We start from the raw sequence: 22,557 nt of genomic DNA on the forward strand, positions 1-22,557 counted from the left end.
CTGTGTGTACTAAGGTGGCTTCTCAAAGGAGTGGACCTTAGCTTGCTGTTGGATTACAACTTTTCGCTGCTTGCACCCGCTAAAGAGCTGGAGCCTAGTGGTGAATGGTCGTGGACAAAAAGCCCAGGCGGGTAGGTTTCACTCTTTTAGTCAAGTGGAATCTACCCGTTTATTTTTTAGCCAATTATGGTTTCATTGTTTATGAGTCATATCATAGAAGACATAGAATAGGGAGGGTATCATGGAACTGCAAACTGTAAAACGTATTTATGTGGAGAAGAAGCCCGGTTTTAATATCGAGGCCCAGGGATTATTGCAGGATCTTCAGGAAAATCTGGGTATCAAAGGCTTAAAAGAGCTAAGAATCATTAACCGATACGATGTGGCAGGTATTACATCTGAGGAATACGCTCAGGCCAGAACGATCATTTTTTCCGAACCGACCGTGGATTGGATCTATGATGAAGAACTCGTGCTTTCTTCCCAAGACCACGTATTTGCCATGGAATACCTTCCAGGTCAATATGACCAACGGGCTGATTCGGCGATCCAATGCGTTCAGATCCTCACCCAAAAAGAGCGTCCGGAGATCGCTTCCGCCAAAGTGGTTGTTCTTAAGGGGCAGATCACGGAAGATGAACTGGAACGAATTAAGCAATATTGTATCAATCCTGTGGAATCTCGGGAAGCTGGTCTAGAAAAACCTGAAACCCTCGCTTTTGTATCTGAACTTCCTGAGGATGTCGAAATTATTGAGGGTTTTATCGGAATGAAGAAGGTAGAGTTGGAAGAATTCTATCAGGGAGCAGGCTTGGCCATGAGCCTGGAGGACCTGGCTTTCTGTCAGGGGTATTTTCGGGATGAGGAAAAACGGGACCCCACCATCACGGAAATTCGAGTCATTGATACCTATTGGTCGGATCATTGCCGCCATACGACCTTTTTTACACAATTGCAAAATATCTCCATCGAGGAAGGAGAGTTTGCGGCGCCTATTCAGAAAGCCTATGAGGAGTATATGGGATCCCGGGAGCTGGTTTATGGGGAAAAAGCTCAAAGCCGGGATGTCTGTCTGATGGATTTGGCCGTTATCGGAATGAAGGAGCTCAAAAAGAAGGGGCTTCTTCAAGATCTCGACGAGTCCGATGAAATCAATGCGTGTAGTATTGTTGTCAATGTGGATGTGGATGGCAAGAGTGAAGAATGGCTAATTATGTTTAAAAATGAAACCCATAATCATCCCACAGAAATCGAGCCCTTTGGGGGAGCTGCTACCTGTCTCGGCGGGGCCATACGGGATCCTTTATCCGGGCGGACTTATGTCTATCAGGCCATGCGGGTTACCGGAAGCGGCGATCCCCGGACAAAAGTGGAAGAAACCCTACCAGGAAAACTGCCCCAAAGAAAGATCACTACAGTTGCAGCAGCTGGTTACAGTTCTTACGGCAACCAAATTGGTTTAGCCACTGGGCAAGTTGCAGAAGTTTATGATGAAGGTTTTATCGCCAAACGGATGGAGATCGGTGCAGTCATCGCTGCAGCCCCTAGGAAAAATGTGGTCCGGGAAGCACCGCAGCCCGGAGATGTCGTGGTTTTAGTGGGAGGGCGTACAGGCCGGGACGGCTGCGGAGGAGCTACGGGCTCTTCCAAAGAGCATACCATGGAATCATTAGCCAGCTGTGGAGCGGAAGTACAAAAAGGGAATCCTCCTACAGAGAGAAAAATTCAACGCCTCTTCCGTAACCCTAAAGTCAGCACTATGATTAAAAAATGTAATGATTTTGGCGCAGGTGGAGTATCGGTGGCCATTGGAGAATTGACGGATGGTTTGGAGATCAACCTGGACGCAGTTCCCAAAAAATATGAGGGCTTGGATGGTACGGAGCTGGCCATCTCTGAATCCCAGGAGCGAATGGCGGTGGTCATCGCAGCAGAAAACTTAGAGGCCTTCGTCGAGTATGCAGATGAGGAAAATCTTGAAGCCACTTTAGTTGCCAAGGTCAGTGAGAATCCTCGCTTAAATATGACCTGGCGAGGCAAAACCATTGTGGATATCAGCCGGGAGTTTCTAAACACTAACGGTGTAAAACAAAAAGCGGATGTGTCGGTGCTGCTTCCTGAAAGCAAAGAGAACCATTTTAGTCGGTTGCCGAAAGCCGTTGAAGAGAAGCTCGGGAAACATGCTTCAGGCGATAATGCTCTATATGAAGCTTGGTTGGCTAATTTAGAAGATCTGAATGTCTGCAGTCAAAAAGGTCTGGTAGAACGTTTTGACAGTACTATTGGAGCGAATACAGTACTGATGCCCTTCGGCGGAAAATATCAAGCCACCCCAGCTGAAGGAATGGTGGCGAAGATTCCTGTAGAGTCTGGGGATACTCATACAGCTACAGCTATGACCTACGGATATAATCCCCAATGTGCTAAGTGGAGTCCTTTCCACGGCGCTCTGTATGCAGTGGTGGAAGCAGTTACGAAAATGGTAGCAATGGGAGCCGATTATCGAAGCATTCGTTTAACCCTGCAAGAGTATTTTGAAAAACTGGGCAAGGAACCTCAAAAATGGGGAAAACCTTTCTCCGCTCTCTTAGGAGCCTACTATGCCCAAAAGAAGCTGGAAATTCCGGCCATTGGTGGTAAGGACAGTATGTCAGGAACGTTTATGGATCTGCATGTGCCCCCCACCTTGGTGGCTTTTGCAGTGGGGGTATTAAATACAGGCGATGTAATCTCCCAGGAGTTTAAACAAGCAGGCAGCCAAGTGGTCCTGATTCCTGCAAGGCGGGATAAAGAAGAAGTAGTTGATTTTGAACATCTAGCTGCTAATTATGATAAGGTTCATGAACTCATTCGTTCAGGTAAAGTCCTGTCTTCCCACACTGTAAGAATGGGGGGACTGGCCGCCGCTCTGACCAGGATGGCCTTTGGCAATCTGGTCGGCATGAGGTTCTGTTCGCCTATGGTCGTGGCAGACTTGTTCCGGACGGATTACGGATCCATCATTTTAGAAATTCCTGCAGCGGTTGATCTTCAGGATGCTTTTGGTGAAGTCAAGTATGTGGTTCTGGGCAGCACTCAAGAAAAGCCTGCCATCGAACTCAATGGAGTCGAAATCTCCTTAGATGAAGCCTTTAAAGCTTGGGAAAAACCATTAGAAAGAATTTTCCCCACAAAAACTAAAAGTGCGGGACAGCCTCAAAGGATGTCCTTTGAGGAACGGAATTTACAAAGGCCATCTACTAAGATTGCCAAGCCCAGGGTGTTTATCCCTGTTTTTCCAGGTACGAATTGTGAGTATGATTCGGCACGAGTCTTCACAAAGGCGGGGGCTTTGGTTGAGACCTTAGTCATTCGCAATCTGACCCCTGATCATGTGGAGCAATCCATCGCCGGAATTGTCAAAGGGATAGAACGAGCACAAATGGTCATGCTGCCCGGTGGTTTCAGTGCCGGGGATGAGCCTGACGGTTCTGGGAAATTTATCGCCACGATGTTCCGCAATCCCCGAATTAAGGAAGCGGTCATGAGATTGCTTAACCAAAGAGATGGATTAATGCTGGGAGTCTGTAATGGGTTCCAAGCTTTGATTAAATTAGGTTTATTGCCTTATGGAGAAATCATGGATCTGGATGAAGATGCTCCAACTCTAACCTATAATAAAATCGGACGCCATATTTCCTGTATGGTGCAGACCAAAGTGGTCTCCACCTTATCTCCCTGGTTCAGCGGTATGGAGTTAGGAGATATTCATACTATCCCCGTATCCCATGGGGAAGGACGGTTTGTGGCCAACCCGGATGTGATCCGAAAGCTGATGGAGCGGGGGCAAGTGGCTACTCAATATGTGAACCACCAAGGTCATCCCAGCAATGATGTCCTTTATAATCCCAATGGCTCCTATGAGGCTATCGAAGGGATCACTAGTCCTGATGGCCGCGTCTTAGGTAAGATGGGGCACTCCGAACGTGTGGGTGAAGGTGTGGCCATTAATATTAGCGGGAATAAATATCAGCCGATTTTCGAAGGCGGCGTGAATTATTTTAGGGGATAATAGTGTCACCTATTGATTAAACAAAGGACAAAGTAATAGGAGGAAGCAGTATGAACTTAGTTGGTATCGTCATGGGCAGTGACTCGGATTTTAACGTGATGGAGGATGCTATCAAAGTCCTGAAGGAATTCGGGGTGAGTTTTGAGGTTAAGGTGTCCTCTGCTCATCGAACGTTGGAAAGAACCTTAAATTGGGTTAAGGAGTTTGAAGGACAGGGCGGTAAGGTGATTATTGCAGGAGCGGGGATGGCTGCTCACTTGCCCGGCGTTGTGGCAGGGGCGACGACATTACCGGTTATCGGGGTGCCTATTCGGAGCGGTGCCTTAGAGGGTGTGGATGCCCTGTATGCTATCGTCCAGATGCCGCCTGGTATTCCTGTGGCAACAGTCGGTATCAACGGTGCTAAAAATGCCGGACTCTTAGGAGTCCAAATGTTGGCTAATGCTGATGAACATCTGAAAGAAGCTTTGAAAAATTACCGCATTAAGATGGCACAAGGGGTGGAAGAAAAGGATAGAGCGCTACAGGAGATTTTAGATAATCGAGAGAGGAAATAACCCATGATTGAACGATATACCCTCCCAGAGATGGGGCGAATCTGGACCGATGAACATCGGTTGGAGCTTTGGCTCAAGATCGAAATAGCAGCCTGTGAAGGTTGGGCAAAGCTTGGGAAGATTCCGGAAGATGCGGTCAAGATCATCCGTGAAAGAGCAGGGTTTTCTTGGGAAAGAGTCAAAGAAATTGAAGAAATCACCCACCATGACGTTCTGGCTTTTACCACTAATGTAGCGGAACATGTAGGGGAGGAAGCAAAATATATTCATCTCGGTCTTACCTCTTCAGATGTTCTGGATACGGCTTTATCCTTGCAGATGGTGGAAGCCGCAGACATCTTGCTTGAGAAGCTGGTGCGGCTGGAAGTAGCGCTAAAAAAGAGAGCCCTTGAGCATAAGGATACCTTGATGATGGGAAGAACCCATGGCATTCATGCCGAACCCATCACTATGGGTCTTAAGTTTGCTTTATGGTACGAAGAAATTAAGCGTCACATCGGCCGTGTCCAGTTCGCCCGGGAGGAGATTCGGGTCGGAAAAATCTCCGGAGCAGTGGGAACCTTTGCTAATGTGGAACCCTTTGTAGAAGAATGGGTCTGTGAGTCCTTGGGATTAAAGCCGGCTCCCATCTCTACTCAGGTAGTGCAGCGTGACCGGCATGCCTTTTATATGACCACACTGGCCGGGGTTGCCAGCAGTTTGGATAGAATAGCTACGGAACTGCGAAATCTCCAGCGTACCGATGTCCATGAAGTGGAAGAACCTTTTGCCAAAGGTCAAAAGGGCTCCTCGGCAATGCCCCATAAGAAAAATCCCATAACCGGTGAAAGAATCTGCGGCATGGCAAGGGTCATACGTGGCAACGCTCAGGCTGCTTTGGAGAATGTCGCTCTTTGGCATGAACGGGATATCTCTCATTCTTCTGCTGAGCGGATTATTCTGCCCGACAGTACCATTGCTCTGGATTATATGTTGGATAAGATGATCAAGCTTATCGAGGGACTTCGGGTCTTTCCAGAAACCATGCAGGAAAATATCGATAAAGTAGTAGGGCTGATCTTCTCCCAAAGGGTCATGCTGACCCTGGTGGAAAAAGGCCTGAGCCGGGAGACGGCTTACGCCTGGACCCAGCGCAATGCTTTGCAGGCTTGGGAGACCAAGGAGTCTTTCCAATCCTTGGTGCTTAAGGATCAAGACATTCGGAATTATTTAGATGAAGAAGAAATCGCTGAACTCTTTGATTACAGCTATCATACGAAGCATGTGGATACAATTTTCAAGAGAGTCGGGCTTCTTTAATAAACTTAGAACCTTAGAAACCGGCGGAAATCGATTAGGCGATTGAAGAGGGAGAGTGAGCTATGGAAAAAGGCGAAATGTTATATGAAGGAAAAGCCAAGAAAGTTTATGCAACTGATCAAGAAGAAATCTATTGGGTAGAGTACAAGGATGATGCCACTGCTTTTAACGGGGAAAAGAAGGGGACCATTGAGGATAAAGGAGTGGTCAACAATCGTCTTTCCGCCCTCTTTTTCGAAGTTTTAGAAAAGGTTGGGATCCCTACCCATTTTCTAGAATTGCTTAATGAGCGGGAAATGCTGGTACGCAAGCTGAACATGATTCCCTTGGAAGTGGTGGTACGCAATATCGCAGCTGGCAGCTTGGCAAAGCGCTTAGGGGTGGAAGAGGGGTTTAAATTATCCCGCCCTGTGGTGGAACTATACTATAAGGACGATGCTCTGGGTGATCCCTTCGTGAATGAGTTCCATTCCTTAGCGATGGGGTGGGCTGAAGAATCGGACCTTAAAGAAATTCAAGAACTGGGGCTTAAAATTAATGGAGAGTTACAGAAGATTTTAGACCAGGCGCGAATTATTCTGGTAGACTTTAAGCTGGAATTCGGCAAAGCGGATGGTAAAGTCTATTTAGGGGATGAGATTTCACCCGATACCTGCCGCTTTTGGGATAAAGAGACTCAGGAAAAGCTGGATAAGGATCGCTTCCGTCGTGATCTGGGCAAGGTTGAAGAAGCCTATGCGGAAGTCTATCGACGTGTTAAAGAAGTTCTTAACAATTAAAATTAGGAGGGTATCGCTTTGAGAGAACCCTGGGATGATAAACCCCATGAGGAATGTGGAGTATTCGGTATTTATGCTCCCGAGCAGGAGGTTGCTCGCCTAACCTATTTCGGGCTCTATGCCTTACAGCACCGGGGGCAGGAAAGTGCAGGGATTGCCGTATCCAACGGGAGGGATATTCAAGTCCATAAAGGAATGGGATTGGTCGCCGAAGTTTTTTCGGAAAGAATTCTTAAGGAACTTGAACAGGACGGAAAAATGGCCATTGGCCATGTACGTTATTCAACCACAGGTTCCAGTCTCTTAACTAATGCCCAACCTTTAGTGGTTCATTACCAAAAGGGTATGATGGCTCTGGCCCATAATGGCAATTTGACCAATGCGGGAGAATTGCGGGAGGAATTGGCTAAGGAAGGGGCAGTATTCCAGACCACTGTGGACTCGGAAGTGATCGTTCAACTGATTGCCCGCTATGGCCGGGGGAGTTTAGAAGATGCTCTGGTCAAAACCATGCTGGATTTGCAGGGGGCCTATGCTTTAGTAGTGGCTGCGGAAAATAAGATTCTGGGGATGCGTGACCCTCATGGAGTACGCCCTTTATGTATTGGTCAACTGGAAGGTCGGTATGTTTTAGCTTCAGAAAGCTGTGCCTTGGATACGATCGGAGCTGAATTTGTGCGGGATGTTCAGCCAGGTGAGATTATTACTATCGATGAGGAGGGACTTCATTCACGGCAAGGGTTTCCGGCCCAAAAGACAGCCGTCTGTTCCTTTGAATATATTTATTTTGCTCGTCCCGACAGTACGATAGATCAATTGAACGTGACAGAAAGCCGTCGGAGAATGGGTGTCGAGCTGGCACGGGAATATCCTATCGATGCAGATATTGTCATACCGGTACCTGACTCGGGAATGACCGCTGCCCTTGGCTACGCTGAGGAATCCGGTATCCCCTTTGCCCAGGGATTACTGAAGAACCGGTACGTGGGGAGAACCTTTATTCAGCCCACCCAAGAGATGCGGGAAGTAGCTGTTCGCCTGAAACTCAATGCCAATGCTCAAGTGATTAAGGGAAAAAGAGTCATTATGATTGATGATTCCATCGTGAGAGGGACCACCAGTTCCCGGATCGTCGAGTTGCTGAGAAAGGTAGGGGCCAAAGAGGTCCATCTTCTCATCTGCTCTCCGCCGGTTCTTTATCCCTGCTACTATGGCATAGATACGGCGGAGCGGGAAAAACTGATTGCCACGCAGTTGGATCGGGAAGGGATACGTGAGTATGTAGGAGCAGATTCTCTTCATTATTTATCTGAAGAAGGTGTCCAACGGGCCTTAGGCGGACTGTCGGTCTGTTTGGCCTGCTTTAATGGGGATTACCCTGCTGGAATACCTGCGGGTACCAAGGAGAAATGGGAAGAATTTAAAGGTAAGTGTTAAGAGATAACGATGAGTAGGTTGCATAGAAAGGTGGTTCTATCATGGGATATTCTTATCGGCAGGCCGGAGTGGACATTGATGCAGGAAATCAAGCGGTGGAATTGATGAAGCCCGCAGTAAAACGGACCATTCGCCCAGAAGTCATGGGCGGACTGGGTGGATTTGGCGGGCTCTTTGCTTTGGATCTTAAAAAATACCCCGAGCCGGTTCTGGTCTCAGGAACGGATGGCGTGGGAACGAAGCTTAAGCTGGCGTTTCAGATGAACCGCCATGATACCATTGGCCAGGATGCAGTAGCTATGTGTGTCAATGATATTTTGGTTCAAGGCGCGGAGCCTTTGTTCTTTCTTGATTATCTTGCTGTAGGAAAGCTGGTTCCTGAGCGGGTAGCCGAGGTTGTGGGCGGAATAGCCAAGGGCTGCGAATTGGCAGGCTGTGCCCTGATTGGAGGGGAGACTGCGGAGATGCCGGGGTTTTATTCCGAAGGGGAGTACGATATTGCTGGTTTTGCAGTAGGGGCTGTGAATCGTCCTGACCTGATTGATGGGTCACAAATTCAGGAAGGGGATGTTCTGATCGGACTTCCTTCTTCAGGCTTTCATAGCAATGGGTATTCCTTGGTCCGTAAAATTTTTACTCCCGATCTCTGGGAGAAAGACTATCCGGAACTGGGGGAAACCTTAGGTGAAGCTTTGATTCGGCCCACCCGGATTTATGTCAAAAGTGTCCTTCCTCTCATAGAAAGCCGCAAAGTTCTTGGCATGGCCCATATTACCGGGGGAGGTCTTACTGAAAATATTCCTCGGATTCTCCCTGAAGGGTTGGGGATAAAGATTGATCGTTCGGCTTGGCAAGTCCCGGCCCTCTTCACCCTTTTGCAAAAGATGGGTGAGGTGGAGGAAGCCGAAATGTTGCGCACCTTTAATATGGGTATTGGCTTTGTTTTTATCGTTCATCCTCAAGATGTCGACTTTATTCGTACTCAGCTCCAAGCAGCTGGAGAGAAGTGCTTTGTCCTGGGAGAGGTAAGGGGACAAAGCAAAGGAGTGAGTTACAGTTGATGCGGATCGGAGTCCTTGCTTCCGGACGTGGGAGCAATCTACAAGCATTGATTGAGGCGTGGAAGCATGGAGAATTAAATGGGGAACTGGTGGCTGTCGGGTCGGACAAAGAAGGAGCTCTGGCTCTCAAAAGAGCAGAAGAGGCCGGTATACCCCATGCGACCTTTCCTTTGAGCCACTTTCCTTCCCGCAAGGAGCAAGAAAACGCTATCCTGAATTGGCTGCTGGAGCAAAAGGTAGAGCTTCTGGCTTTGGCTGGGTTTATGAAGGTTTTAAGCAAGGAGTTTCTCCATGATATTCAGATCCCTATACTTAACATCCACCCATCCCTTTTGCCCTCTTTTCAAGGATTGCATGCTCAAAAGCAAGCCCTTGAATACGGGGTCAAGATATCCGGATGCACAGTGCACTTTGTGGATGAAGGTCTGGACAGCGGTCCCATTATTGCACAAGAGGCAGTACCCGTCTTGCCGGAGGATACGGAAGATTCCTTGTCTGCCCGTATTCTGGAGGCAGAACATCGCATTTATCCGGAAGCAGTAGGATGGGTGTCCAGTGGACGGATCAAAAGAAATGGGCGTATCGTAGTTAAACTATAGAGTTGGGGAGGCTTTTTAATGAATCGTCGAGCTGTGCTTAGTGTTTCTAATAAGACAGGAATTGTGGAATTCGCTCAAGGGCTTGTTGAGTTGGGCTTTGAGTTGGTTTCTACCGGTGGAACCTTTAAAACCTTGACCGAAGCAGGATTACCTGTTCGCTATGTTACTGAGATTACGGAATTTCCGGAGATTTTGGATGGGCGGGTCAAGACCCTTCATCCGAAGATTCATGGCGGCATTTTGGCCAGAGCTACGGAAGAACATTTACAGCAGCTCAAGGATAATGATATCGGCCTGATTGATCTTGTGGTGGTGAATCTATATCCCTTTAAAGAGACCATTGCCAAACCGGGAGTCCAGTTTCAGGAGGCCATTGAGAATATTGATATTGGCGGTCCTTCCATGGTTCGTGCGGCAGCAAAGAATCAGGAACGGGTGGGTATTGTCGTCAATCCGCAGCGGTACTCAGAGGTGCTTCAAGCCCTACGTGAGCAGGGGGAAATCCCTTATGCTATGCGTAAACGCTTGGCAGCAGAGGCCTTTGCCCATACCGCCGAATATGATCAGTGTATTGCCGCGTATTTGACGGCGGAGCTTGCTGGGGAGTCCATCTCCACCTCTCCTTTCCCCGATACCATAACACTCTCTGCCCAAAAGGTTCAGGATCTTCGCTATGGGGAGAACCCGGACCAGAAAGCTGCTTTTTATCGGGGAGTAGAAGCAATGGGCACATTGGCCCATGGCGAGCAGATTCAGGGGAAAGAACTCTCCTATAATAATTGGACGGATATGGACGCAGCCTGGAGTATCGTCCAGGATTTCAATGATCCGGCCTGCGCTATTATTAAGCATACCAATCCCTGCGGTACAGCTTTGGGAAAAACGGCTCTGGAAGCGTATGAAAGGGCTCTGGAAGCGGATCCGGTGTCGGCATTTGGAGGAATTATCGCCTTTAACCGTGCTATCGATGCTGAATGTGCCGGCGCACTTAAGGCTCACTTCTATGAAGTCATCGTTGCTCCTGAATTCAGCTCTGAAGCCAGGGCAATACTACAGGAAAAGAAGAATCTTCGTCTAGTCAAGGTAGCTCAGGACGGGAATCCAACGATCACGCCCTGGAAGGTTCGTTCCATCCAAGGTGGATATTTAATTCAGGAAGAGGATGAAGGGACTACACCGGTCTCAGAATGGCAGGTAGCCAGTAAGCGCCAGCCCACCCCTGAGGATCTTCGCGAATTGGATTTTGCCTGGCGGGTGGTGAAGCATGTCAAATCCAATGCTATTGTACTAGCCAAAAATGGCCAAACCCTTGGGGTGGGAGCGGGTCAGATGAATCGGGTCGGCTCAGTCAAGATTGCCTTGGAACAGGCGGGAGAAAAAGCTCAGGGAGCTTATCTGGCCTCCGATGCCTTTTTTCCGTTCCCGGATTCTTTGGAGGAAGCGGCAAAAGCAGGTGTGCGAGCTGTGGTTCAGCCGGGCGGCTCGGTCAGAGATGCGGAAGTCATTGAAGCGGCTGATCGCTTGAACCTGATTATGGTGTTTACTCATCGTCGCCACTTTAAGCATTAAGAATGGATTTGTCTGCTGCTGTTGCGGTATCAGCAGAGAATGTCCGGGTCGCGTAGCTTTACGCACAACGCTTACTCCATAGCTCCGGGGCTGGTTCACTCGCTTTCTTAACAGCCGAGCCAAACCCCGCTGCTGTCTGCATGTGAACCAGTGGCTCGGCTAAGTTAAGAAAGCCTTGTTCACCCGACCGTCCCTCCGCTAAATCTGTTCGCTTTTGTACGTAAAGCTACGCCTTGCGGGTCTTTTTTAGTTTTTCTTTGGGTACCCGACCCTGCCGCTTAAGCGGCGTCGGCAAAGACGGAAAAAGCGACTTGAGTCAAGCAACTTACTCCACATTTCCCACAACGCCCGCTTGCTCAAACCCGAAAGATAAGCCCAAGGATTTTGCTTTACAAAAGGGAGCGGATTTAAGCGAGCAGGTAAGCAATCTTCGCGAAAAGACTGCAGCGGAGTCGGGTTGGAAACAGGACGTTTCCAACCGGCTATGAGGCAGGAGCCGATTTAGCCGGGAACCCGACGCAGCGGAGGTCTTGAGCGATTAGATTGCTCCGCGCAGCTTATGGAGCGGCCGGTGTAAAGCAAAATCCTGGAGAATCAGCTTTCGGGTTTTCCTAAAGCAGTCTAAATCAAATTGTAAAGAAGGTGTCCCATGGGTAAGAAGGTTTTGGTGGTAGGCAATGGAGGCAGAGAACATGCCCTGGCCTGGAAAATAGCCCAAAGTCCGGAGGTCGGAAAACTGTATGTTGCCCCAGGAAATGCCGGAACTCTGGAATGGAATGTGGCGATTTCGGCTACAGATATCCCCGGCTTGCTTGAATTTGCCCAAAAAGAGGGCATTGATTTAACCATTGTGGGTCCTGAGGCTCCTTTGACTTTAGGGATCGTGGATGCTTTCCAAAAAGAGGGGCTAAGGATTTTTGGACCTACTCAAGGAGCCGCTCGACTGGAAGGAAGCAAGTCCTTTGCCAAGGAAATTATGGAAGAGGCAGGGGTACCCACGGCTCAAAGCCGGGTGTTCTCTGAACCTGAGAAGGCCAAGGAATATATTAAGCACATGGGAGCACCTATTGTCTTAAAGGCCGATGGCCTAGCAGCCGGCAAGGGAGTGATTGTAGCCATGGACTTGGACACGGCGTTGAAGGCTGTGGATGAGTTAATGGGCGGCTCTTTAGGTGAGTCGGGAAAATTGCTCTTGATTGAAGAATATATGGAAGGGCAGGAAGTCAGCTTACTCTGTCTCTGTGACGGTGAACATGCGGTCGCTCTGGTTCCTGTTCAAGACCATAAACGAGCTTTGGACGGGGACCAGGGTTTGAACACCGGCGGAATGGGTACTTATAGTCCTCCACCTTTTTGGAATGCGGAGATGGAAGAAGAGGCATTAAGAACAATCGTGCACCCCACTTTAAAAGTCATGAAGGATAAGGGGATGCCCTTTCAAGGGGTTCTTTTTGCCGGTTTGATGCTGACCAAAAATGGTCCTAAAACGCTGGAATTCAATGTCCGCTTCGGTGATCCGGAAACCCAAGTGGTTATGGCCCGTATGGAATCGGATTTATTCGAGGTTCTTTGGGCTTGTACTGAGGGGCAGCTTAAGGATATAAAGTTGGAATGGAAAAAAGAAAAAGCTATCTGTATCGTTATGGCCGCACCAGGGTACCCTATGGCCTATAAAAAAGGCATTCCCATCGCCTTGCCGGAAGTCTTTGAGCAAGGACAAGTGATTTTTCACGCCGGAACCTCCCTTTCCCAAGATGGAGAGCTGCAGAGCTCTGGTGGAAGGGTTTTGGGGGTAACGGTTTTGGGAGATGATCTTAACCAGGCACGTCAGTTGGGGTATGCCTTAGTAGAAAAAATAGACTTCCCCGGAGCTCATTATCGTAAAGATATTGGGGTAAAAGGTCTTTAGTTTCGGCTTTTCCCTCTGTGACTTCAGTTTGTCCCGTCTTCATATAATGAAGACAGGACGACGTTCAAAGGGGGGAAGGGTGTGTACATCTATCGAAAAAGGTTCTTTTATCCTATCCATGTGGAAGGGCCTGATCCGGTCCTGGCCAAAGAATTGTTGGAGCATTATGGTGGAAAGGATGGAGAGCTCACTCAGGCAGTTCAATACTTAAATCATCAGGTTAATATAGACAACCGTTTTTTACGTGAACTTTTAGGGCTCATCATGGCTGAAGAACTTGCTCACTTGGAAACTTTATCGGCAATGATTATTAAGCTGGGCGGGGAGGTCAATCGCTTAAGCGACCATAAGAACTCCCCTTGGTCTCTTTCCTATGTAAACCAGTATTCTGAACCGGATAAACTTTTAAGAGCTAATGCTGCCTTGGAAAAGAGAGCACGCCTTTTGTATGAGAAGCATGCTTCCATGACCCAGGATCCTGGAGTTAAACGTCTGCTTACCTTTTTAGCCCGGCGGGAAGGGATTCATCAAAGGCTCTTATATCAAAGTTATAAGGTCTTAACTGAAGGAGGTACTTCAGAGCAATATATGGAGATTATCTATGAGTACAAAATGAGTTTACAGGTACTGGAATAGATGGCATAAAATTTAAAAAGCAAAAAAGAAGCTTAATCTGCAAGCTTCTTTATTTTTTTACTAATTTTTGCTAAACTATATGAAATTATCATCGCTTCTTTCAGGAGGATAAAAGATGAGTATATCACAACGAATAGAAAACCTACCGGTTAAGAGATTTCACTATATACTTCTTATTTCTGCAGGTTTAGGATGGATGTTTGATTCCATGGATACGGGCATTATTTCCTTTGTTCTGCCGGTATTGATGAAGACTTGGGGATTAACCCCGGAACAGGTGGGGAATATCGGGAGTGTCGGCCTGTTAGGAATGGCTCTGGGAGCTATTCTGTCCGGGAGTGTGGCGGACCGGATCGGAAGAAAAAAGGTCTTTGCTTTTACTTTGGTTATGTATTCTTTAGCTACTGGATTATGCGGCTTAGCATGGAGTTATAGCTCCCTTTTGTTTTTTCGTTTTCTCGTGGGGTTTGGTTTGGGAGGACAACTGCCTGTCGCCGTGACTTTGGTTAGTGAGTTCACTCCTGCTAAGCATCGGGGGAAATTTCTCGTCCTTTTGGAAAGCTTCTGGGCCATAGGATGGCTCTTGGCATCCGTTATTTCCTACCTGATCATTCCCAACTATGGTTGGCATATTGCTTTTTTTATTGGTGCAATTCCTGCTCTTTATGTTTTCTATCTCTGGAAGTACATCCCGGAGTCACCGCGGTTTCTTGAGGAACAGGGAAGAATACAAGAGGCTGAGGCAGTGTATCGCATGGTCGCCGGGGAGGCAGGCTTTGATGTAAAAGATAGTAGAATTGATAAAAAAGTAAAACGTGAAAGAGAGCTGCCAAAGCAAGAGAATCCTAATACCAAAGTACTGCACCGGGTCACAGTAGCGGAATTGTTTTCCCGGAAGTTCCTGCGCAGAACGGTATTTCTCTGGCTTCTTTGGTTCGGAATTGTGTATTCTTACTATGGGATTTTCACATGGCTGCCCTCTATTCTTGCTTTAAAGGGTTTCTCTCTGACCAAGAGTTTTAGCTATGTTATTATTATGACCTTAGCTCAGATTCCCGGTTATTTTAGCGCGGCTTTTTTGGTCGATCGCATTGGGCGCAAGCCTACCTTGACTGCTTTCGTTTTAGGTACGGCGATGAGTGCTTATTTTTTTGGTCAGGGAAACAGTGTAACAATGATTCTTATCTTTGGCTCCCTTATGTCTTTCTTTAATCTTGGAGCATGGGGAATTCTCTACACCTATACCCCTGAGCTTTATCCTACCAGAGCTCGTGGAACCGGTGCCGGTTGGGCTGCAGGGTTTGGCCGTATCGGCGGCATCTTAGCCCCTATGGTGGTAGGCCGCATGCTAGGAGCAGAAATACCTACAGAAACGGTTTTTCTGATGTTTGCCGGAGTGCTTATATTAGTTGTCTTTAATGTTCTCGTTCTAGGTGAAGAGACGAAAGGCCGACCCATGGATGAGCTATAAAATCTCCTTTGCGCGATAATCCCAGAAGCGATTGGACACCAGACGGAGGCAGAAGGGGTGTTTGCTCCAATTTTCAATGTTATCCAGGGAGAGCAGCAAAGCATAGGCCTGTCGGCAGGTGCCGAGCAAAGGATAGTTTTTGCATAGATAAGCAAGATTGGAGAGAATGGCTTCCTGGCGTTCCTGGTGGAACAGGTTCTGCACATAGCGGCGGCTTAAAGGGCTAAGGCGGTATTGAGCTAGTTCTGAGGCTAAGGGCCTCAGTTCATCTCTGCTGAAATGAATGACCGTCAATTGAGGTAAATCAGCGATCAGATCCGCACCCTCTAAAAAGTTGAGAAGATGTTCTTGAATAATAAAGGGGGAAAAAGGAAAAACTCCTGGAGTTTCGGCAAGGATGCGGATACGCAATAGATTCGCCCGCAGAAAATCGGACTCATGAGGAACCGGACTGATGGGCGCCTTTTCCAGGTCGCGAAGGATTTGTCCTAAATATGCATTGCCTTCGCAAGCCAGGTATTCCCACTGGGGAAGCAGGGAAAGAAGAAGTTGGCTGAGATAGGCTCCTTTGGATTCAAACACTTTATAGCGCGTTAAGGTCGTGAGAGTCTCTTCATTGGGCTCGGTTAAAATGTTGCGCAGCATCTCAGGATGCATGCGTAATCGGGTCTGGATTTTTTTATCGAAGGAATTCATAGAGATATTCTCCTCATAGTCCAAGATGTTGACTAAGTTCTTCATCCTGGGTAATTTGTCTATAGTGTGTGAGGAGTGACCCGTTCTATGCCATCAAAAATATGGTAATCGGAGATGGGTTTAAGTGGATTTGTAGTTGGGTTAATCTAGGGGATAAGATATGATTATTCCATTCCTAGGAATAAGGATGTGGATTCATGGATAATGAGAAGTTTCAGGATCTGATGGTAAGAGCGAAGATTAAATCGTTAAGATTAAAATAGACATAGAGTGCATAGCAATGAGAAAAGCCGCCCTCGGTTTGAGGAACGGCTCTTTCTTTATGAGTTGAAGTAGTAATGCTTAGAAGGCAGGAACGACAGCACCTTTGTAGGTATCTTCAATAAACTGCTTAACTTCTGGGGAGTTCAAAGCATCTACTAATTTTTTGAGATTGGGATCGTTTTTGCGATCTTCTTTGGCTACCACGATGTTGGCATAAGGAGAATCTTTGCCTTCAAGGACAATGGCATCCTCAGTGGGATTGAGGCCGGCTTCTAAAGCGTAGTTGGTGTTGATGACAGCTCCAGCAATTTTGGGGTCAGTAAGAGCGTGGGGAAGTTGAGCAGCCTCAATGGCTTGAATTTTTAGCTTTTTAGGGTTTTCAACGATATCCAATTCTGTTGCGGTGACACCGGCACCGTCTTTGAGTTTAATCAATCCGGCTTGTTCTAAGACGGCTAAAGCGCGGCCGCCATTGGAGGGATCGTTAGGGATGGCAATAGCATCACCGTCTTTGAGCTCATCGATTTTGGTTACTTTTTTAGAGTAGAAGCCCATAGGCTCAATATGCACGGTGCCGATGATTGCCAGCTTCATGCCTTGAGCAAGGTAGGTATCCAGGTAAGGAGTGTGTTGGAAGAAGTTGGCGTCGATGACTCCGTCGTTAACGGCTGGGTTAGGAAGAGCGTAATCCGTAAAATCGACGATTTCCAGATTGATACCTTGTTCTGCTAATTTAGGTTGGACGAATTCAAGAAGTTCGGCATGGGGAACGGGAGTAGCGCCTACTTTGATTGTCACAGGCTCATTAGCATTACCGGAGTTGGGCGGAGTATCGGCTTTTTGAGGGGTGCTTCCGCACCCGGTAAGTACCAAGGATAGGGCTACTACGGAGCCGATAATTAAAGTCGAGAGTTTACGTTTCATTCTTATTTCCTCCTTAAATTCTTCTTTCTTTTCCTCTGAAGATACACATGAAGACATTTCTGTGAGATACCCTTTAGAAGATATATGCTCAAGCCTTCTCCTCAAAGAACATGACGGGGTACCGGTATCGCCCGGCATGAATTTGAGTGAGAGCTTGGAACATGCTTAGTGGTGATTAATCCGGCGAGCCAGTTTGGTGCCAAAGAGTTGGACGAATTGGACGATGATCACAAGGATGATGACGGTCATAAACATAACATCGGTCCGAAAACGGTGTTGTCCATAGCGGATGGCGACATCTCCCAAGCCGCCGCCTCCTACGGCTCCCGCCATGGCGGTATACCCAACGACACTGATGGTAGTGATAGCGACGCCTAAGACGAGAGAGGCTTTAGCCTCGGGTAAAAGTACTTTACAGATAATTTGCCAAGGGGAAGAACCCATGGATAAAGCTGCTTCAATGACTCCATAAGGAACTTCTTTCAGTGAATTCTCCACCATGCGGGCTACGAAAGGTGCAGTGGCAATGACTAAAGGTACTATTGCCGCCGTTGTACCGATATAGGTGCCGACAATGGCCTGAGTGACGGGAATCAAGAGCAAGAGCAAAATGATGAAGGGTATTGAACGGAAGATGTTGATCACCGTCCCGAGGGTGCGTTCTATCCAGGGATTGGGTGAGATATGCTCGGGGGAAGAGATGACCAGAATAACCCCAAGGGGAACGCCCATAAGATAGGCCAGCAGAGTGGAGACGATAACCATATATAAAGTATCTCCCGTGGCAGGGACCAGAAGTCGATAGATGGTTTCCCAGTATTGGGGATTGGTAAAATCAAACATGCTTGATCACCTCCACTTTAAGTTCGCGCTGAGCAAGATATTGATGAGCTGAAGCCAACTGCTCGGGCTCTCCTTGCAGCTCCAAAGTCAGGGTGCCAAAGAGAGTGGAGCGGAGGTGGTCGATACTTCCGTAGAGGATGTTGGCCCGAACTTCACATTCTTTCATAAGATCGGCAATGATGGGGTCCGAGGCCCGTGAGCCTAAGAATTGGATGCGTACGATCTGGGAATTGGGATGTGTGGCCAGTTCACGGAGCAAATCCCCAGGCAGCTCATTAGGAAATACGGTAGAGATAAATTCTTTGGCAACACTGGACTGGGGGTGAATAAAAACGGATTCCACAGGCCCTTGTTCAGCGATTTTTGACTCATGGATGACGGCCACATCGGTGCAGATCTCTTTAACCACTTTCATTTCGTGAGTAATCATGATGATGGTTAAGCCGAAGCGTTGATTGATATCCTTTAAGAGATCCAAGATGGATAAAGTAGTTTGGGGGTCAAGGGCGGAAGTAGCTTCATCACAAAGGAGTACTTTGGGATTGGTGGCCAATGCACGAGCGATCCCCACTCTTTGCTTTTGACCGCCGCTGAGCTGGGAAGGATAGGCATAAGCTTTATCTTCTAAACCGACTAAGGGGAGAAGCTCCTTAACTCGTTCTTCTATCTCCAGTTTTTTAAAACCGGCAATCTCTAAGGGAAAGGCAATATTATCAAAAACGGTGCGGGACTGGAGCAGATGGAAGTGCTGAAAGATCATGCCGATCTTTTGGCGGGCTTGCCGGAGCTCAGGAGCAGACATCGCCGTCAAGTCCTGACCATCGATCACGATTTTACCGCCGGTAGGCTCTTCCAAGCGATTGATGCAACGGACCAGGGTACTTTTACCCGCGCCGCTTAAACCGATGATGCCGTATATAGCGCCTTTGGGAATATGAAGGGAGATATCTTGAATGGCTACAACTTGCTCTTTGCGGGAGGTGTAAACCTTTGTTAAGTTCTCAATTCTAATCAACGCTGTTCCTCCTCGTTAGGTTCTAACTCAATATAATAAAAAACTCCACGAGGAAATCCGCGGAGTTATAGTCGGGTTTCCTCTCATCTCCCAGTATTTCCTGCAGGATTTAGCACCGTGCATTTTCATGTCGGTTGCCGGGTTTCATCGGGCCAGTCCCTCCACCTACTCTGGATAAGAGTGTTTATTGATTTTTAGCCAAGTTTCAGTCGAAATCTTGATAGACAATATACTAACATAGAACATAGGGTCTTGGCAAGTAATTTTTACAACAGTTCTTATTATGATCAAAGGACATTTCTTTTTTAAACAAATTTTCTTAAGAAGGATTATGAATATTGACAAGGACCTCATACTTTAATAAATTAAAGTATAGAAGTATAAGGAGATGATCGATAATGAATGAATATAATGACGATGATTTTAAGGGAATTGATCAGCGCTTGCGTGATTCCTTAACGGATGCGCTTTTTGACGCTCTTTTATTATTAAAGGATCGGGAAGAATGCTATAGGTTCTTTCAGGATATCGCTACGGTGGCGGAGATTAAATCCCTGGCTCAGCGCCTGGAAGTGGCCAAACTCCTTGAAAAGAATGTGACCTACACCACCATTGCTCAATCCACAGGTGCCAGCACGGCTACTATTAGTCGGGTCAAGCGGTGCCTGTACTTTGGGGCCGACGGTTATCAGATGGTCCTGAAGCGTCTGGAGGAGAAGGAAAAGGAGGAGGACTAATATGCCGCGAAGTTCTTTGGGCTTAAGAATCCCGGAAGGGATGCATGATATTCTTCCAGATGAGTTAGCCTTACAAGAGCGGGCAGAGGCCTCTGCGCTGGATTTATTCAAAGCATGGGCTTATCAGAAGGTTGTCACTCCGACCTTGGAGTATGGGGCATGCATCCAGCCGGTCGAAGAAGAAGGGGATAGTTTCTTTAAGCTCTTTGATCGTCAGGGCCATGTCCTGGTGCTGCGTCCGGAGTTAACCACTCCCATCGCCCGGATGGTCAGCACCCGGATGCGGGGGACTGCCTTTCCTTTGCGATTATGTTACGCAGCGGATGTCTTCCGCTATTCTAAATCTCATAAACAAGAATTCAGGCAAGTAGGAGTAGAGCTTATCGGATCAGCCTCCCCTGCGGCGGATGCCGAAGTAGTCGCCTTAGCGATTGAAGCTCTCCGCAAAATCGGCGGAATGGGTTTTCAAATCAATTTGGGACATATGGGTATATTTAAAGGTATTATGGCTGAGTTGGGAGTTCCTCAGGAATTTAAATTCAGCTATCAAGAAAAGCTTGCCCGCAAGGATTTCGTGGGGATCGAAAGATTGGTTAAGGACTATGGTTTTGAATTCAGAGTCGAGGAGATTCTTTTAAAGCTTCCTCACCTTCATGGTAAAGAGGATATGTTGGATCAAGTTCTTGAATGGAGTCAGCAGCCCTCATTACTGGAAGCGGTGGATGCCCTGAGGCAGGTGTATCAATACTTAAAGGATTTCGGAGTTCAGGACTATGTGTCCCTGGATCTGGGGATTTTACGTGGCTTTAGTTATTATACGGGTGCAGTCTTTGAAGGCTATGTTCCCGGAGTGGGCTTCCCTGTTGTTGAAGGAGGGCGTTATGACTCCCTATACGGTGAATTTGGGGAGGATGCCCCTGCTACAGGGTTTGCTATCAATCTAAAGGCTATCATCGAGCAAATGACCTGCTCCAATGCTGAAATCCCGGAAGTTCTTGTCTATGGCAGTGATGTTTCAAAAGTTATCGCTGAAGCCCGGAAACTCCGCCAACCAGGAAAACGTGTGGAGATGTGTCTGGAAAGCTTTACACAGGAACAAGCTGTGGAATCGGCTAACCGCAAAGGAATCAAGGAAGTAGTTTGCGCAAGGTGATTCAATAAAAAGGTTTATGATGATTCCCGCTCTCCCATGCCTTGCAATTCCCCTCAAAAAAGCTATAATTAGAAATAGGTGGAAATTAAAAAGTCGCCGTGACCTGAAAGTGTTGGAGCACTTCCAGGCACGAGCAGGTGTGTTGGCACCTACACGTAACAGTCAAGCTGTCCACGACGACATTCTTATTATACAACGCTGCCCGTTTCTGCACAAGCAAAGTGCCTGTGCTGCGGGTGAGGTGGGTATAGTGGGATGGGGCGGGGAGCAGACTGTGCGGCTTCACGCAGCAGGAGATTCAGCCTATTCCTGACCCTGGCAGCGGAAAGGAACTGTTCGCATACCGGTTATGCGGATTGCTTTTCTGTTTACAGCCGGTTTGCTTCCGGTTGAACGGGGTTAGGTGTTTAGGATTCAGCAGATAACGAAGCATAGCGCATGTGTAGGGTGAAAAAAACCTCGCATGTGCTTTTTAATTTCCCCTATAAAAGCAGACGGCAGGACCGGGTCAAGACCTGGAGCCTTGCCGCTGCTTGAAATAGGGGGGTATAGATTAAAATGACGGATTATGAAAAGATGTATTTTCAACTGGCGGCTAAAGTCGCCGATGTCATGGATATCCTTTTAAAAGCGCAGCAGGAGGGCGAAAAGGAATTCATGGACGGGGAGAGTCTTTCGAAGGGGAAAGTCATGGTCATTCCGGATGAACGCGGTGAGTGTGACTAAGGACGTTTGGGCTCTGATTAGTAAAGCGGAGGGAACGGGGTTTGTCCTCAAATGCGACAACGTTGTCGTGTTTGGGGACATGTTTATTAGGCTATTCAGGTTTTTTCTGCCGGTTTCTATAGGCTACTTAATATTGGCTATTACGTTAACGGTTGATCAGAAACTAAGGAATGTAAGACACTGAAAGCAGCAGGTCGGATCGAAATTCTTTTTGCATTGTTCCCGTTCAGCTACTATAAAATTAAAATCCAATTCAGGGATTTTTCCGATGGAGCCATCTTCTTTGATTAATTAGCTTAGGTTTGATTTTATTAGAGGAATCAGCTTATAGTCTTGTACCAAGAAGGTTTGGTAAGCCGGCCATACGTCAATTGAGAATTGGGGGTTTAAATTGATCATTCTTCAACAATATAACGGTGATCGTTGAGACCATAATCCTGCTGTAACGTCAAAACGCTTGCTATAAGCGGGATCGCAGGATTGTTGTTGAAATATGCTTTGACGTGAAAGGATGATGCTTTCACGTCTTTTCTTTTGGAGTCCCAGGGGATTAAAACTGTAACCGGCAAAGAGGTTTGAGATACGAAAACGATTTAGAAGATGTTGAAGAACGAAAAGTACAAGGGTGATACGCTGTTACAAAAGATTTTTACCGAGGACTTTATGACCGGAAAGAAAAGCAAAATTATTGGATAACGCTATCGGTATTACGTAAAAGACAGCCATCCGGCGATTGTTTCTGCTGAAGTGTTTAATAAAGTTCAGGAAGAAATGGCAAGGCGTAGAAGATTAGTTTATAAAGAGGATGGCACAGTAGAACCCAGTGGAAGC

The 22,557-nt window shown here is 47.3% G+C and carries 20 protein-coding genes and 1 riboswitch; of the genes, 16 read left to right on the forward strand and 4 right to left on the reverse strand.

Features of this window, described 5'->3' with window-relative positions:
* Positions 1-241: 241 nt before the first annotated feature.
* From DESDE_RS06655 to DESDE_RS06705, 12 genes are all read left to right on the forward strand, one after another.
* Positions 242-4,051, forward strand: a complete 3,810-nt coding sequence (locus tag DESDE_RS06655; RefSeq protein WP_014793279.1) for a phosphoribosylformylglycinamidine synthase — start codon at positions 242-244, stop codon at positions 4,049-4,051.
* Between the two features lie 50 nt (positions 4,052-4,101).
* Positions 4,102-4,608, forward strand: coding sequence for a 5-(carboxyamino)imidazole ribonucleotide mutase (gene purE, locus DESDE_RS06660; protein ID WP_014793280.1), 507 nt, complete (start codon positions 4,102-4,104; stop codon positions 4,606-4,608).
* A gap of 3 nt (positions 4,609-4,611) precedes the next feature.
* Complete coding sequence (gene purB / locus DESDE_RS06665; protein WP_014793281.1) at positions 4,612-5,907, forward strand: adenylosuccinate lyase; 1,296 nt, start codon at positions 4,612-4,614, stop codon at positions 5,905-5,907.
* Positions 5,908-5,969: 62 nt separating this feature from the next.
* Positions 5,970-6,686 carry a phosphoribosylaminoimidazolesuccinocarboxamide synthase gene (purC, locus tag DESDE_RS06670; RefSeq protein ID WP_014793282.1) on the forward strand — a complete coding sequence of 239 codons (717 nt, stop codon included), beginning with the start codon at positions 5,970-5,972 and terminating at the stop codon, positions 6,684-6,686.
* 18 nt (positions 6,687-6,704) lie between these two features.
* Positions 6,705-8,123 carry an amidophosphoribosyltransferase gene (gene purF, locus DESDE_RS06675; RefSeq protein WP_014793283.1) on the forward strand — a complete coding sequence of 473 codons (1,419 nt, stop codon included), beginning with the start codon at positions 6,705-6,707 and terminating at the stop codon, positions 8,121-8,123.
* Positions 8,124-8,164: 41 nt separating this feature from the next.
* Entirely contained in the window at positions 8,165-9,184 is a 1,020-nt protein-coding gene (gene purM / locus DESDE_RS06680; RefSeq protein WP_014793284.1) for a phosphoribosylformylglycinamidine cyclo-ligase, read from the forward strand.
* Positions 9,184-9,783, forward strand: a complete 600-nt coding sequence (purN, locus tag DESDE_RS06685) for a phosphoribosylglycinamide formyltransferase (RefSeq protein ID WP_041917227.1) — start codon at positions 9,184-9,186, stop codon at positions 9,781-9,783. Before purM ends, purN begins: the two co-directional genes overlap by 1 nt.
* An 18-nt stretch (positions 9,784-9,801) precedes the next feature.
* Positions 9,802-11,352, forward strand: a complete 1,551-nt coding sequence (gene purH / locus DESDE_RS06690) for a bifunctional phosphoribosylaminoimidazolecarboxamide formyltransferase/IMP cyclohydrolase (protein ID WP_014793286.1) — start codon at positions 9,802-9,804, stop codon at positions 11,350-11,352.
* A 257-nt stretch (positions 11,353-11,609) separates the two neighbouring features.
* Complete coding sequence (locus DESDE_RS21815; protein WP_158309858.1) at positions 11,610-11,840, forward strand: hypothetical protein; 231 nt, start codon at positions 11,610-11,612, stop codon at positions 11,838-11,840.
* Positions 11,841-12,001: 161 nt separating this feature from the next.
* Entirely contained in the window at positions 12,002-13,261 is a 1,260-nt protein-coding gene (purD, locus tag DESDE_RS06695) for a phosphoribosylamine--glycine ligase (RefSeq protein ID WP_014793287.1), read from the forward strand.
* 81 nt (positions 13,262-13,342) lie between these two features.
* The gene (locus tag DESDE_RS06700) at positions 13,343-13,897 is read left to right on the forward strand and encodes a manganese catalase family protein (RefSeq protein WP_014793288.1); all 555 of its coding nucleotides are present in this window, start codon (positions 13,343-13,345) and stop codon (positions 13,895-13,897) included.
* Between the two features lie 115 nt (positions 13,898-14,012).
* Positions 14,013-15,368 carry an MFS transporter gene (locus DESDE_RS06705; protein ID WP_014793289.1) on the forward strand — a complete coding sequence of 452 codons (1,356 nt, stop codon included), beginning with the start codon at positions 14,013-14,015 and terminating at the stop codon, positions 15,366-15,368.
* Here the strand turns inward: DESDE_RS06705 and DESDE_RS06710 are convergent.
* From DESDE_RS06710 to DESDE_RS06725, 4 genes are all read right to left on the reverse strand, one after another.
* Positions 15,363-16,064 carry a hypothetical protein gene (locus DESDE_RS06710; RefSeq protein WP_014793290.1) on the reverse strand — a complete coding sequence of 234 codons (702 nt, stop codon included), beginning with the start codon at positions 16,062-16,064 and terminating at the stop codon, positions 15,363-15,365. The genes DESDE_RS06705 and DESDE_RS06710 overlap by 6 nt on opposite strands.
* 342 nt (positions 16,065-16,406) lie before the next feature.
* Entirely contained in the window at positions 16,407-17,252 is an 846-nt protein-coding gene (locus DESDE_RS06715) for a MetQ/NlpA family ABC transporter substrate-binding protein (protein ID WP_014793291.1), read from the reverse strand.
* A gap of 165 nt (positions 17,253-17,417) precedes the next feature.
* The gene (locus DESDE_RS06720; RefSeq protein ID WP_014793292.1) at positions 17,418-18,095 is read right to left on the reverse strand and encodes a methionine ABC transporter permease; all 678 of its coding nucleotides are present in this window, start codon (positions 18,093-18,095) and stop codon (positions 17,418-17,420) included.
* Entirely contained in the window at positions 18,088-19,110 is a 1,023-nt protein-coding gene (locus DESDE_RS06725) for a methionine ABC transporter ATP-binding protein (protein WP_014793293.1), read from the reverse strand. The genes DESDE_RS06720 and DESDE_RS06725 overlap by 8 nt, the downstream gene beginning before the upstream one ends.
* 80 nt (positions 19,111-19,190) lie before the next feature.
* A riboswitch (SAM riboswitch) is annotated at positions 19,191-19,291 on the reverse strand.
* A 217-nt stretch (positions 19,292-19,508) separates the two neighbouring features.
* Between DESDE_RS06725 and DESDE_RS06730 the strand changes: the two genes are divergently transcribed.
* The 4 genes from DESDE_RS06730 (at position 19,509) to DESDE_RS22015 (ending at position 21,726) form a co-directional block, all read left to right on the forward strand.
* A complete protein-coding gene (locus DESDE_RS06730; RefSeq protein WP_014793294.1) occupies positions 19,509-19,847 on the forward strand; it encodes a YerC/YecD family TrpR-related protein in 339 nt (112 codons plus the stop codon).
* A gap of 1 nt (position 19,848) precedes the next feature.
* Positions 19,849-21,000: an ATP phosphoribosyltransferase regulatory subunit gene (hisZ, locus tag DESDE_RS06735; protein ID WP_014793295.1), complete on the forward strand. Its 1,152-nt coding sequence runs from the start codon at positions 19,849-19,851 to the stop codon at positions 20,998-21,000.
* Positions 21,001-21,142: 142 nt separating this feature from the next.
* Positions 21,143-21,313, forward strand: coding sequence for a hypothetical protein (locus DESDE_RS22440; protein ID WP_242831351.1), 171 nt, complete (start codon positions 21,143-21,145; stop codon positions 21,311-21,313).
* A 245-nt stretch (positions 21,314-21,558) separates the two neighbouring features.
* On the forward strand, positions 21,559-21,726 hold the full coding sequence (locus DESDE_RS22015; protein WP_014793297.1) for a hypothetical protein: 168 nt from the start codon (positions 21,559-21,561) through the stop codon (positions 21,724-21,726).
* Positions 21,727-22,557: the final 831 nt, after the last annotated feature.

It is taken from the genome of Desulfitobacterium dehalogenans ATCC 51507, assembly GCF_000243155.2.
GTDB lineage: Bacteria > Bacillota > Desulfitobacteriia > Desulfitobacteriales > Desulfitobacteriaceae > Desulfitobacterium > Desulfitobacterium dehalogenans.